Raw genomic sequence first — 13,345 nt, 5'->3', positions numbered from 1 at the left:
CTGGATTGCACGGAAGGTGTCAAGATTCCTTCTCCCCGGAATGCAGGACTTTCTGCGCAAAATGGACGGACTGCATGGCGTCTTTCCCGTAAAAATCCGCTCCGATCATGTCTGCATACTCCTGATTGAGCACCGCTCCGCCCACCATAACCTGGCAGTCCGGCTTTTCTTTTCGGAGCAGCCGGATGGTTTCCTCCATATTGACCACAGTCGTTGTCATCAGAGCGCTTAATCCCACCAGGCGGATGTCCTCTTTGACCGCTGTTTCCACGATCCGCTCCGGATCCACGTCTTTTCCCAGGTCAATCACATCAAATCCGTAATTTTCCAGCAGCACTTTGACGATATTTTTCCCAATATCGTGGATGTCGCCCTTGACCGTGGCAAGAATGATTTTTCCGTTTTTCTCCTGCACAATGCCGCTTTGTTCCATCGTATCCTTGAGTACCGCAAAGGCCTCTTTCGCCGCATCCGCACTCATCAAAAGCTGCGGAAGGAACAGCGTTCCCTGCTCAAACCGTTTTCCCACCGTGTCAAGGGCCGGAATCAGATGCTGATTGATAATGGAAAGAGGCTCCTCCGTCTCTGCAAGGGCTTTTGCCAGACGGCCTGCTTCCTCTTTCAGCCCCCGCTCAATGGTGTAACGCAGATCCATCTCCCCGGTTTTCCGGTCGTTTCCAGTTCCGGAAGCACCGCCGGCACTGTCTGTCTTCCCGGATGCCGGACTGCCTGTCCGGGCCGGTCCGGCCGGTTTATAATCTGCATACGCCGCAATATACGCTTCACAGTTTTTATCAAAGTTCATCAACGCTAGATAGGAACGGTAGGCCTTCATCATCTCTTCGGATCCCGGATTGATGATGCCCGCGGTCAGGCCTTTCTGCATGGCAAGGGCATAAAAGACGGAGTTTACTGCCGGGCGGTACGGAAGCCCGAAGGAAATATTGGACACGCCAAGCACCGTGCGGACATGGTATTTCTTCCGTACCATCTCCAGTGCCTGAAGCACCGTGATGGCTCCTTCCGGCTCGGAACTGATAGTCATGGTCAGCACATCAATGACAATGTCTTTCGGTCTGATTCCGTACTTTGCAGCCTCCCGGATAATCTTTCCGGCCACTTCCACACGTCCTTCGGCGGTCTTTGGAATTCCGTTTTCATCCAGTGCAAGGCCGATCACCACACCGCCGTATTTTTTCACAAGCGGGAAGACCATGTCCATGGATTCCTGTTTTCCGCTGACGGAATTGACCATCGGCTTTCCATTATAAATCCGCATGGCGCGCTCCATGGCTCTTTGATCCACCGTATCAATCTGCAGCGGCAGGCTCGTAATGCCCTGAAGCTCCTTTACAACTTCCTCCATCATGGCCGGCTCATCAATATCCGGCAGGCCCACATTGACGTCCAGAATATGGGCTCCCTGCTCCTGCTGGCGGATGCCTTCCTTTAAAATATAATCAATATCATGCTCTTTTAACGCCTGTTTGAAGCGTTTCTTTCCGGTCGGATTGATCCGCTCTCCAATAATCACCGGGCAGTCGCCAAGTACCACAGCCTGTCCGTAGGAGGAAACAATCGTCTCCGTTTTTTCCGTTGGAACCTGGATCTGCATACCCCTGCATGCCTTTGTCATGGCCCGGATATGAGCCGGGGTCGTACCACAGCATCCACCAATGATGCAGGCTCCGGTCTCCACAAGCTGCTTCATCCATCCCGCAAAAATCTCCGGCGTCACATCGTAGCATGTCTTTCCGTCTCTCTGCTTTGGAAGACCCGCATTCGGCTTTACAATCACCGGAACACTGGCATGTCGGCAGATCTCCTTTAAAATCGGAAGCATCTGCTCCGGTCCCAGTCCGCAGTTGATTCCAAGAGCATCCACGCCGAGTCCTTCCAGCATGGCCACTGTCCCCGTCACATCGCCCCCGGTCAGCAGTTTTCCTCTTTCATCAAAAATCAATGTCGCAAAAACCGGAATACCGGTCTGCTCTTTTGCCGCAAGAACTGCAGCTTTGACTTCGTACGTATCGCTCATGGTTTCTATGTGAATCAGATCCGCCCCTGCCTCGGCTCCGTAACGGGCCGCCTGAGCAAAGGCTTCGTAAGCCTCGTCAAAGGACAAATCTCCCATTGGCTCTAGCAGCTTTCCCGTCGGCCCGATATCCAGCGCCACGTAATGTCTGCCGTCATCCTTTCCGGCCAAAGCTCTGGCGGTCTTGACATTGTCTACCGCAGCAAAGATAATCTCCCGCAGAGAACAGTCCTCGTCATGAAATTTCAGTGCATTGGCCCCAAAAGTATTGGACAGCACGATGTCGCTCCCGGCCTCATAATACTGTCTGTGGATCTCGATAATCTCTTCCTTTCTCTTCAGATTCCATGTCTCCGGAAGCTCTCCGGGCTTTAAACCTCTCTCCTGCAAAAGTGTCCCCATTCCACCGTCTAAAAACAGGAGCTCTTTTCCAAGCCGCTCTCTCATATCTGGTCACTCCTTCTTACTTGCTGTCTCTTCTGTATGCGCAGTCTGTCTTTTCACAGACCTCGCACCCCTGCCTGTGACAGGGCGTCTGCTCCGTACTGATTCCGATCAGTGCTGTCACCGATTTGGTGGGCGTCAGCATGAAACTTTTTGTCATCGTAAGACCGATGGTCTTGTCCGCCTGCAGAATCTTCAAAAGCATCTCCTGATGGCAGATATCAAAATCTCCATATCCAGGGCTGAATCTTGGACGGAGGTATTTTCCTTCTTCTGCCATTTCCTGTGCGATCCGATCCTGACAGCTGTCACAGTACTCCTCCAGAAGCGCTGCTGCACAGGCCTGCAGGACAACCGCTTTTGCCATCTCCGTCACAGAAGCCCTGCGGATCATCTGGTCAGCTTCCGGCCCAAGAGTCGCCGCAAACACTGCTGCCTGTCTGCATCCTTTCATGTTTTTAGAAAGGCTTCTGCTTTTGATTTCCCAATCTCCGATTTTCAAGGTCTCCCCCTCCTGAGATAATTCAAAAATGCGATAGATGAATCGCTCTCTTACCCCGGAAGAAAGCTCCTCCATGGAGCTTTCCACCAAAGCAAGTGTCTGTTCATCTATCGCATGTCTTCCATATCCCAGATAACGGACAGCCTCCCTTATCTTTCTATTCATCTACAATCTCCGATAGATTCTCCATGATCGCCCTTGCAACCTCCGGCTTGTTCATGGAATAAATGTGGATATTATTGATGCCGTTTGCAATCAGGTCGATCACCTGATCCGTCGCATATGCCACGCCTGCCTGGCGCATTGCCTTCGGATTGTCACCGAACCGGTCTACCACTGCTTTGAACCGTTCCGGCAGATAAGTTCCGGACAGTGAACAGATCCTCTTGATCTGGCTTTTGTTTGTGACCGGCATGATGCCCGGAAGCACCGGAACCGTGATTCCTGCCTCCCGTATCTTATACAGGAAGTTGTATAAGATATGATTGTCAAAAAACATCTGGGTCGTCAGGAAATCCAGCCCGCAGTCCACCTTTTCTTTCAGGTGGCGGATATCCTCCTTCTGAGTCGCGCTCTCCACATGACCTTCCGGATAGCAGGCTCCGCCAAGGCAGAAATCCCCGCTCTCTTTCAGAAGCTCGATCAGCCCGATGGCATGCTGGAACTTGTCCTCCGCCGGGTACTCCATTCCCTCCGGAATGTCGCCCCGAAGAGCCAGCACATTTTCAATGCCTTCTTCTTTTAATTTTTTGATCACTTCCCGCACTTCTGCTTTCGTAGAAGAGACGCAGGTCAGGTGCGCAAGGCTTGGCACCTTCAGATCGTTCTGAATGTGGGATGCGATACCCACCGTATTCTTGCTTGTGCCGCCGCCGGCGCCGTAGGTGACGCTGATGAAGGACGGCTTGACTGTCGCAATCTCGTCCACCGCCTTCAGGACGCTCTCATATTTGTCATCCGTCTTCGGTGGAAACACCTCAAAGGAAATATGTACTTTTCCTGATTGTAATTTTTCTCTTATTTTCATGTTGTACTCCTAAGCTGTCTATGTTTTATTCTTTACAGGCTCTCATAAAGCTCTTCGTACTGCCTTGCGGAATTCTTCCAGGAGAAGTCTTTCTTCATGCCCTGCTCTACGATCTTGTTCCAGTCACGGCGTTTGTCATAATAAATCTTCTCCGCGTACCGGATGGTTGCAAGCATCTCATGGGCATTGTAGTTTGCAAAGCTGAAACCGGTTCCTGTCTTTTCAAATTCATTGTACGGCTCTACCGTATCTTTCAATCCTCCGGTCTCTCTGACAATCGGTACGGTACCGTAGCGCAGACTCATCAGCTGGCTCAGTCCGCACGGCTCGAAGAGAGACGGCATCAAAAAGGCATCACAGGATGCATAAATCTTATGGGAAATCGGCTCAGAATAATAAATATTTGCCGATACTTTACCCTGATATTTCCATGCAAAGTGGCGGAACATATTTTCGTAACGCTCTTCTCCTGTTCCAAGAGCCACGATCTGAACCGCATCCTGACAGAGCTCATCCATCACATACGCAATCAGATCAAATCCCTTCTGGTCAGTCAGACGGGATACGATACCGATCATCATGGTTTTCTTATCCTGATTCAGTCCAAGTGCCTCCTGAAGCGCAAGTTTATTCTTTACCTTTTCCTTGCGGAAATTCGTCACATCGTAGTGGTACTCGATCATCGGGTCCGTCGCCGGATTCCACTCATTATAATCAAGACCATTTACGATACCGGACAGACAGTTGGATCTTGCATTCATCAGACCGTCCAGGCGCTCTCCGTAGAACGGCTGCTTGATCTCTTCTGCATAGGAATTGCTGACGGTCGTCACCTTGTCCGCATAAACGATACCGCCCTTTAACAGGTTGGCATCTTTGTATGCTTCCAGCTTGTCCGGCGCGAAATAATATGCCGGAAGTCCTGTGATGTCCTTCACTGTCTTCGTATCCCAGATTCCCTGGAACTTGAGGTTGTGAATCGTCATCACCGTCTTGATGCCGCGGAAGAATTCGTTGCCGTATCGGAAATTGTCCAGATAAACCGGCACAAGTCCTGTCTGCCAGTCGTGGCAGTGAATGATATCCGGGCGGAAATCAATCAGCGGAAGGGCGCTTAATGCTGCCTTTGAGAAGAACGCGAACTTCTCAATATCCCATTTCGTATCGCCGTACGGAGTAAATCCGTTGAAATAGTATTCATTATCGATGAAATAGAAAGTAATGCCCTCATGAACAAGCTCCAGAATTCCGACATACTGCTCTCTCCAGTTTAAGTCCATATAAAAATGTATTTTATATGTCAGTTTTTCTTTCCACTCTTCTTTCATACACATGTATTTCGGAAGCATTACTCTGACATCGTACTCTTCTTTGTCAAAATATTTTGGTAAGGAACCTACAACGTCTGCGAGTCCTCCTGTTTTGATAAATGGAACCGACTCAGATGCTACAAATAATATTTTCTTCATAAGTCTTCCTCCTGAATAAAAACATAAACTATGGACTTATTATACCGCATTTTCCGGCATTTGCAAAGAATTTATCGATGTTTGTATTCTAATCGGATCGTATCCGCTACCAGGGCGATAAACTCCGAATTGGTCGGTTTCCCTTTCCCGTTGCTTACTGTATAGCCAAACAGATCATCCAGAACATCAAGCTTTCCCCTGCTCCATGCCACTTCAATGGCGTGGCGGATGGCCCGCTCCACTCTGCTTGCCGTTGTCTGGTGCTTTTTAGCTACCGTCGGATAGAGGATTTTCGTAATGGCATTCAGAACATCCATATCTTCCACCGCCATGATAATCGCATCTCTCAGATAGTGATATCCTTTGATATGTGCCGGAATCCCGATCTCATGGATCATATCAGTCACCCTCGTCTCCAGAGGCTTTGCGTCTTCTTCTCTCTTTCGTACCTCCATCGCCTGCATAGAGGCTTCCATATGTCTTTTGCATCTTGTGCTTTTGATTTTCTCAATCAGTACTTCGTTCCGAAATGGCTTCATAATGTAGTAGGCCGCACCTTTGCGGAATGCATCTTCTGTAATCTTCTCCTGTCCAACCGCTGTAACAATGATAAAATCCGGCCGTTTCTGGATTGTCCTGTCTTTATTGACCATGTCCATCACACTTAATCCGTCGACTTTCGGCATGATCAGATCCAGCAATACGACATCAGGTTCTTTTGTTTTTATAATCTGATAGACGTCTTCCCCATTGTTCGCCTTGCCGACGAGGGAAAGATCTTTGTCCGATGTGATAATATTTCCCAAAAGTTCCAGCATTCGTTCATTGTCGTCTGCGATCGCTACATTTACTTGATCCATTTTCCTTTCAACCTCCGCTTTCTCCCATTCTTTCCTAAAAAACGCTACGATCACTATTATAAATTTCACATTTTGCCAAATCAAGAAATTGCTGTCGTAACAATTCGACATCTCCCTGCATTCTTTTTCCTTATCTGACATGGTTCAACATATTCCCGATGTAGATCCCGTACCCCCTGGCCGCGTTCTGGACAAAAACATGGGTTACTGCTCCCACCAGTTTCCCATCCTGAAGAATCGGGCTTCCGCTCATTCCCTGCACAATTCCGCCGGTCAGGCCGAGGAGCTTTTCGTCCGTCACCTCGATTACGAATGCCTTATTTGCTTCCCTGGCATTCCAGTCGATTTTTGTAATACGAATCCGGTAGTCTTCCACCTCTCCGCTGACTGCACACCGGATCACGGCATCTCCGGTGTGAACCTCTTTTTTTGCAGCCGCCGGAACCGGCTCCTGATCCGAAAACAGTGCGTCAATCCGGTCAATGGTTCCGTAAATTCCTTCCTCGGTATTTTGGTCGATGGATCCAAGGATATTGTAATTATTGTAGACAATCACGCCTTCCATTCCTCCCGGATCCCCCGCCTTTCCTTTCTGGATATCCTGAATGCTGGTCGTGTAAAGGCGTCCGTCCCCAATTTCCAGAAGTTCGTTCGTATCCGTATCACGGATTCCATGGCCAAGCGCGCCAAAATGACTCTGACTGTCCAGAAAGGTAATCGTTCCCAGCCCCTGTTCATTGTCCTTTACCCAGATACCAAGTTTCTTTCCCTCTTCACTGTCAACCAGTTCGGTCTTCACATCCAGGTATTCTTCCTCCCTGCGCAGATGAAGGACAACTTCACTTGCTTCTTCCCGGGCCACCGCCGCCTGAAGCTCTTTTTTCGTACCAATCTCTTTTTCATCGACTCCTACAATGTAATCTCCCGGTTTTACCAGATGTCTGGCAGGCTCCTTTGCGATCCCGTCCGCATCCTCCACAGCCTCTGTCCCAAGAACCATCACACCGTCTGTCTCCAGATAAAGCCCCACCGGCATACCTCCGGGAATGACAAGATTTTCGTCAATTTCCGATGTACTGACCTCCTGTTCAAACTGTCCCTGCTTCCACTCCAGAAAACAATAGCTCCCACCCAGGAGCATAAACGCCACAAGCACGATCAGCACGCCCCTTCGATACCATTTCACCCACATAACGCCGCCTCCTAAAAAACTGAATATTCTGAAAATGATCATTGGGGACGGGTTCCTTTGCATCGGAACACGTCCCCAATTAGTATTTTCAAAACCATGTATTCTATTCTGTTTTTTTCATGTTTCCGGCAAGCTTTTTCATTTCCCGGGCTGTGGCAAGAACTGCATGCGTGATTTCGGCTCCTCCCAGAATCCTTGCGAGTTCCTGGATTTCTTCGTCTTCATTCAGAAGCCGGATTCCGGTTGTTGTTTTCTGATCATCGGTCTGTTTTTCGATCAGGTAATGTGCGTCTGCCATGGCTGCGATCTGGGCCAGGTGGGTGATGCAGAGAACCTGATGGCGTTTTCCGAGGAGTGCCATTTTCTCGGATACTTTCTGTGCGGTTCTGCCGCTGATTCCGGTATCGATTTCGTCAAAGATCAGTGTCTCAACTTCATCTTTGTCAGCCAGTACAGATTTGACGGCCAGCATGATTCTGGAGAGTTCTCCTCCGGATGCTACCATGCCGAGGGGCTTTTTCTTTTCTCCCGGATTGAGGGAAATCATGAATTCCGCCTCGTCTTTTCCGTATTCGGTGAAATCGGAAAGAGGCCGGATCTCTGTCTCAAATTCAACGTTCAGGAAATTCAGGTCGAGAATTCCCTGACGGATTTCTTCGGAAAGTCCTTTTGCATAGGATTTCCGGATCCGGGTCAGCTGATCCGTCCAGATCTGAAGCTCTTCTAGTGCTTCTTCTTTCTGTTTTCTAAGCTGTTCCAGATATGCGTCATAGTCTGCCAGTACAGCGAGTTTTTTTTCGGTCTCTTCCGCGTATGCCAGAATGTCCTCAATGGTCTTTCCGTATTTTGTTTTGAGATGATTGATCGTATTGAGCCGGTTTTCGGTCTCATAAAACTCTTCTTCGGAGAAGCGGAATTCTTCCTGACAGTCGGAGAGTTCCCGGTTGAAATCATTCAACAGGCTGTCGATCTCCAGCAGTTCTCCGTAAAGCTCTTTAATATGTTCATCATACGCCGATGCTTCCGACATGGCGTGGATGGCTCTGCTTAACAGACTGGATGCCGATACATCGGAGAGTTCCCCTGTGCACTGGTAGGCTTCCTGAATGCTGTCTGTGATTTTCTTTGCATTGAGCATCTTTTTATAGCGCTGTTCCAGTTCCTCATCCTCTCCGGTTACAAGGGATGCTTCCCGGATTTCCGATGCCTCAAAGGAAAGGAAATCGGCCTCTTTCCTGCGCTCGGTCTCTGCTTTGTCCGCCTCTTCCAACGTCTTTACCGCCTCCCGGTATACACGGTATGCGTCCCGGACTTTTTTCTTTACCGGATCTGCCTCTTCCTTTGCGTAGGCATCCAGAATTTCCAGATGCTTTTTCTTGTACAGCAGGGACTGGTGCTCATGCTGTCCGTGAATATCAATCAGGATCTCCGCTGCTGCTTTCAGCCGCCCGATGGGAACCATCTCTCCGTTGATCCTGCTGATACTCCTTCCGTCCATGAGTTTTCTGCTCAGAACCACAATCCCGTCCTCCGGTTCAATTTCGAGTGCTACAAGCTTTTCTTTCTGTCTCGGATCCCGGATATAAAAGACCATTTCCACCAGTCCGTAATCCGCCCCTTCGCGGAGCATGGAGGCGCTGTATTTTCCTCCGAGAGCCAGATGTACTGAACCAAGAAGAAGGGACTTTCCCGCTCCGGTCTCCCCGGTCAGGATATTCAGCCCGTCCTTCCATTCGACTTCTGCCTCTTCGATCAGCGCCAGATTTTTTACGTGCAGACTTTGTAACATGTCTCCTCCATTTTCTATGCACATCCGTCCGGCTGCAGTTACATGACCATTCCTCTGAGCCGGTCCATCACTTCCACTGTTTCTTCCCTGCTTCGGATGGCACACATGATCGTGTCATCCCCTGCAATACATCCGGCAATCTCATGCCACTGCATGGCGTCAATGGCTGCCGCAACAGCCATGGCCATTCCCGGCACGGTTTTGATAACCAGAATATTTTCTGCCATATCCATTGACGCAAAGCCATCCCGTAAAATACGGATGTACTTCTCGCTCATTTCTTTTCCATCATGCCTGAGAAGGGCATATTTCTGTCTCCCGTTCTCTGACGGCACCTTCGTCAGTTTCAGATCCCTGATATCTCTGGAGACGGTTGCCTGTGTCACCTTGAATCCCGCCTCATTTAAGCGCTCTGCCAGCTCTTCCTGTGTCTCGATATCATATTTCCGGATCAATTCCACAATCTTTGCATGTCTGTTTACTTTCATTCGGCTAATTTCCTTTCATTTTTTCCCGCAGTGTCTCCAGGAAACTGATCCTGCTTAACCGGATCAGTTTCGTCACTTCTTTGGCTTTTCGGATACGCACCCGTTCTCCTGTTTTCAGCCTCATAATGTCGGTTCCATCAAAGGTCACGACCGCTTCTTCCTCTTCTTTGTTTCTTCTGGATCCGATCTCCACTTCAATCAGATCAGCATCCGATACGACAATGCTGCTGTTATTCAGGGAGTGTGAACAGATCGGCGTAATCAAAATCAGCGATGCCGTCGGCTCCACAATCGGACCGCCTGCCGACAGATTGTAGGCAGTAGATCCGGTCGGCGTAGAGATAATCAGGCCATCCGCCTGATAGGAAGTCAGATACTCTCCGTTCACATATAGATTCAGCCTGACAATATGAAGCGATTCACTTCTTGTTACAACTATATCGTTGAGTGCCGTATCTGTCCTCAGATCTTTAAGCGTTCCCGAAAGCATCATCCTGTTTTCCACAGAATATTCTCCCGCCAGCAGCCGGTCCAGTGCCGGAATCAGATTCTGCACCTCCGCTTCTGTCAGATATCCAAGTGTTCCCATATTCACTCCGAGAATCGGAACATCCCGTCCCAGGAGCTCTCTGGCCGCAAGAATCAATGTCCCGTCACCTCCGATGACAAGGGCGCAGTCGATTGTTTCCTGTTCCGCCTCTTCCCGGTTCAGAATGCAGCGCACACCATGACTTTCCAGATAAGACACCGCCTGCTTTGTCACTCTATGATGTTCGTCTTTTCCACTGTTTGTGATAATGTAAATCTGTTTCATCTTTCTATTTTGCCAGTGTCTCAAAGGCCTCTGTCACGACACGTTTGATCGCCTCATCTGACGGCACATCCCGATCCTCCTCCCCATTTGTTTTCTTTAAGTGGACCAGATATTCGATATTTCCCTCCGGTCCTTTGATTGGGGAGAAGGTCAGATCCTTCACCGTAAATCCGATGGAAGCTGCATAGTCCGTCACCATCCGGATCACTTCTTCATGTGTGCTTCTTTCCCGCACGACCCCTTTCTTGCCGACTTTTTCCCTGCCGGCCTCAAACTGCGGCTTGATCAGCGCCACAATCTCTCCGTCCTTCGTCAGATACTGATAAATCGGAAGAAGAACCTTGGTCAGGGAAATAAAGGATACATCGATGGAAGAAAAGTCAATCGGCTCTCCCAGATCCTCCGGCGTCACATAGCGGATATTGGTCTTTTCCATGCATACCACCCGCTCGTCCTGCCTCAGTTTCCAGGCAAGCTGTCCTCTCCCCACATCAATGGCAAATACTTTTTTTGCCCCGTTCTGAAGCATACAGTCTGTAAACCCTCCGGTGGAGGATCCCACGTCCGTGCATACTTTATCCTGCAGCTCCACGTCAAATTCTTTCATGGCTTTTTCCAGTTTCAGTCCGCCTCTGCTGACATAGGGGAGCGCATGGCCCCGCACCTCAATGGCGACATCCTCCGGAAACGTTGTCCCGGCCTTGTCCTCCCTTTGTCCGTCCACAAAAACATTGCCGGACATGATAACTGCTTTTGCCTTTTCTCTGGATTCAGCCAGATTTCGTTTTACAAGTAATACGTCCAGACGTTCTTTCATTTTTTACTGGTCTCCTTTTTTCATTGCTATCTCATGCTGCATACCCGCATAGACGGTCAGAACCTTTTTCAGAATCGATTCTTTGTCCAGCATGACCTCTTTTCTCAGCATATCCACACTGCCGTGTTCAATATAATCATCCGGAAGAGTGATGTTTAAGATCCGGACATCCAGAGCCATTCGATTGGCAAACTCCAGCACCCGTTCTCCAAAACCGCCGCTTTCTACATTTTCTTCAATTGTTACCAGAAGTCTGTGATCTTCCGCCAGCTTTGCAATCCGCTCTTCATCCAGAGGCTTTACAAATCTGGCATTGATCAGGCTTGCATTGAGACCCGCCTCTTTTAGCTTTTCCCGGACTTTTGCAGCCGTTTCAAACATATGACCGACACTGATCAGGGCAATGTCCTCCTCCTCAAAGACTGCTTCTGATTTTCCATATTCTATCGCCGGCCGGAACTCCCGGTATCCGTCATATGCCGTTCCTCTTGGATAGCGGATGGCAACCGGTCCTTTGGTAAATCCGATAGCAAACCTGATCATATCCGCAAACTCCCATTTATTCTTCGGGGACATCACTGTCATGTTCGGAATCATGGACAGATAGGACAAATCAAAAATCCCCTGATGAGTCTCGCCGTCACTTCCGACCAGTCCGCCTCTGTCCACGGCAAACACAACCGGAAGATTCTGAAGGGCCACATCGTGAATGATCTGGTCAAAGCCCCTTTGCAGGAAAGAAGAGTACACCGCAAACACCGGTTTGAGTCCACCTGCGGCAAGCCCTGCTGCAAAGGTCACTGCATGTCCTTCTGCGATTCCCACGTCAAAAAATCGTTCCTTGTATTTCCGGTGGAACGGGGCAAGGCCGGTTCCGTCTTCCATTGCAGCCGTGAGGGCCACAAGAGATGGCTCCTTTGCGCCCATCTCATACATAACTTTTGCAAACACATCAGTATAGGTGTCTTTCTCTTTCTTTTTTAAAGGTTTTCCTGTGCGGATATCAAAGGGCTCCGTACCGTGGAACCGGGACGGCTCCTCCTCAGCAGGAAGATATCCTTTTCCCTTTTTCGTCAGAACATGTAACAGCACCGATCCCTGGACCTTCTTCGCCTCATGAAAGGCACGGACAAGTTCTTTGATATTGTGCCCGTCCACCGGTCCCAGATAGGTGATCCCCATATCTTCAAAAAACATTCCCGGGACAAACAGCTGCTTGATACTGCTCTTTGTCTTTCTCAGATGATTCATGATCTGATCGCCGCCTGACGGAATTTTGCGAATCGCCTTTTCGAGACTTTTCTTCAGGTTCGTATAGGCATCCGCCGTCCGGATTTCATCCAGATACCAGGACATCCCGCCCACGTTCTGAGAGATCGACATCTGATTATCGTTGAGCACAATGATAAAATTTGTCTTCAGATTCGAAGCATTGTTCAGTGCCTCGAATGCCATTCCGCCTGTCAGGGCACCGTCCCCGATGACGGAGATCACATAATAGTCCTCTCCACGGATATCCCGTGCCTCCACATAGCCGAGTCCTGCGGAAATCGATGTGGAACTGTGTCCTGTATTAAATGCGTCACACTTACTTTCATTCCGTTTCGGGAATCCGCTCATTCCGCCGTATTTTCTCAGCTCGTCAAAACCTTCCCGGCGTCCTGTCAGAATCTTGTGCGTGTAGGACTGGTGTCCCACATCCCAGATCATCTTATCCTCCGGGAGATGGAAACACAGATGCATCGCGATTGTCAGTTCCACCACACCAAGGTTGGACGCAAGATGTCCGCCGGTACGGCTGATTTTCTCCACAAGAAATTCCCGGATCTCCTGCGCGAGAACCGGCAGTTCGTCTTTTGCTATGTTCTGAATATCATTTTCTTTTTGTATCCTCTCAAGTACCATAGA

General features: G+C 49.3%; 11 protein-coding genes. All 11 read right to left on the bottom strand.

All coding sequences use genetic code 11. From position 1 onward, the window contains the following. Positions 1-19 precede the first annotated feature (19 nt). The 11 genes from FGQ85_RS05445 to dxs all read right to left on the bottom strand — a co-directional run bounded on the left by FGQ85_RS05445 (position 20) and on the right by dxs (position 13,342). A complete protein-coding gene (locus FGQ85_RS05445; protein ID WP_138372869.1) occupies positions 20-2,482 on the bottom strand; it encodes a homocysteine S-methyltransferase family protein in 2,463 nt (820 codons plus the stop codon). Positions 2,483-2,498: 16 nt separating this feature from the next. Beyond that, entirely contained in the window at positions 2,499-3,146 is a 648-nt protein-coding gene (locus FGQ85_RS05440) for a vitamin B12 dependent-methionine synthase activation domain-containing protein (RefSeq protein WP_087167305.1), read from the bottom strand. Further along, positions 3,139-4,008 carry a methylenetetrahydrofolate reductase [NAD(P)H] gene (metF, locus tag FGQ85_RS05435; RefSeq protein ID WP_138372868.1) on the bottom strand — a complete coding sequence of 290 codons (870 nt, stop codon included), beginning with the start codon at positions 4,006-4,008 and terminating at the stop codon, positions 3,139-3,141. Before metF ends, FGQ85_RS05440 begins: the two co-directional genes overlap by 8 nt. A 32-nt stretch (positions 4,009-4,040) precedes the next feature. After that, positions 4,041-5,477: a glycogen synthase GlgA gene (gene glgA / locus FGQ85_RS05430; protein ID WP_138372867.1), complete on the bottom strand. Its 1,437-nt coding sequence runs from the start codon at positions 5,475-5,477 to the stop codon at positions 4,041-4,043. Between the two features lie 71 nt (positions 5,478-5,548). Next, positions 5,549-6,337 carry a sporulation transcription factor Spo0A gene (gene spo0A / locus FGQ85_RS05425; RefSeq protein ID WP_138372866.1) on the bottom strand — a complete coding sequence of 263 codons (789 nt, stop codon included), beginning with the start codon at positions 6,335-6,337 and terminating at the stop codon, positions 5,549-5,551. 130 nt (positions 6,338-6,467) lie between these two features. After that, positions 6,468-7,529 carry a SpoIVB peptidase S55 domain-containing protein gene (locus FGQ85_RS05420; RefSeq protein ID WP_087167308.1) on the bottom strand — a complete coding sequence of 354 codons (1,062 nt, stop codon included), beginning with the start codon at positions 7,527-7,529 and terminating at the stop codon, positions 6,468-6,470. 103 nt (positions 7,530-7,632) lie between these two features. Beyond that, entirely contained in the window at positions 7,633-9,318 is a 1,686-nt protein-coding gene (gene recN, locus FGQ85_RS05415; RefSeq protein WP_138372865.1) for a DNA repair protein RecN, read from the bottom strand. Between the two features lie 38 nt (positions 9,319-9,356). Then, complete coding sequence (gene argR / locus FGQ85_RS05410) at positions 9,357-9,806, bottom strand: arginine repressor (protein ID WP_087167310.1); 450 nt, start codon at positions 9,804-9,806, stop codon at positions 9,357-9,359. Positions 9,807-9,810: 4 nt separating this feature from the next. Then, positions 9,811-10,620, bottom strand: coding sequence for an NAD(+)/NADH kinase (locus FGQ85_RS05405; RefSeq protein WP_087167311.1), 810 nt, complete (start codon positions 10,618-10,620; stop codon positions 9,811-9,813). Between the two features lie 4 nt (positions 10,621-10,624). Beyond that, positions 10,625-11,437 (bottom strand): TlyA family RNA methyltransferase, encoded by an 813-nt coding sequence (locus tag FGQ85_RS05400; RefSeq protein WP_087167312.1) that lies wholly within the window; start codon positions 11,435-11,437, stop codon positions 10,625-10,627. Positions 11,438-11,440: 3 nt separating this feature from the next. After that, the gene (gene dxs / locus FGQ85_RS05395) at positions 11,441-13,342 is read right to left on the bottom strand and encodes a 1-deoxy-D-xylulose-5-phosphate synthase (RefSeq protein WP_138372864.1); all 1,902 of its coding nucleotides are present in this window, start codon (positions 13,340-13,342) and stop codon (positions 11,441-11,443) included. Between the last annotated feature and the right edge of the window lie 3 nt (positions 13,343-13,345).

The sequence above is a fragment of the Pseudoflavonifractor sp. BSD2780061688st1 E11 genome (assembly GCF_005844125.1).
Taxonomy (GTDB): Bacteria; Bacillota; Clostridia; order Lachnospirales; family Lachnospiraceae; genus Sellimonas; species Sellimonas catena.
Note: the sequence above shows the minus strand (reverse complement) of the source record. Positions and strands in the feature narration are given on the sequence as shown.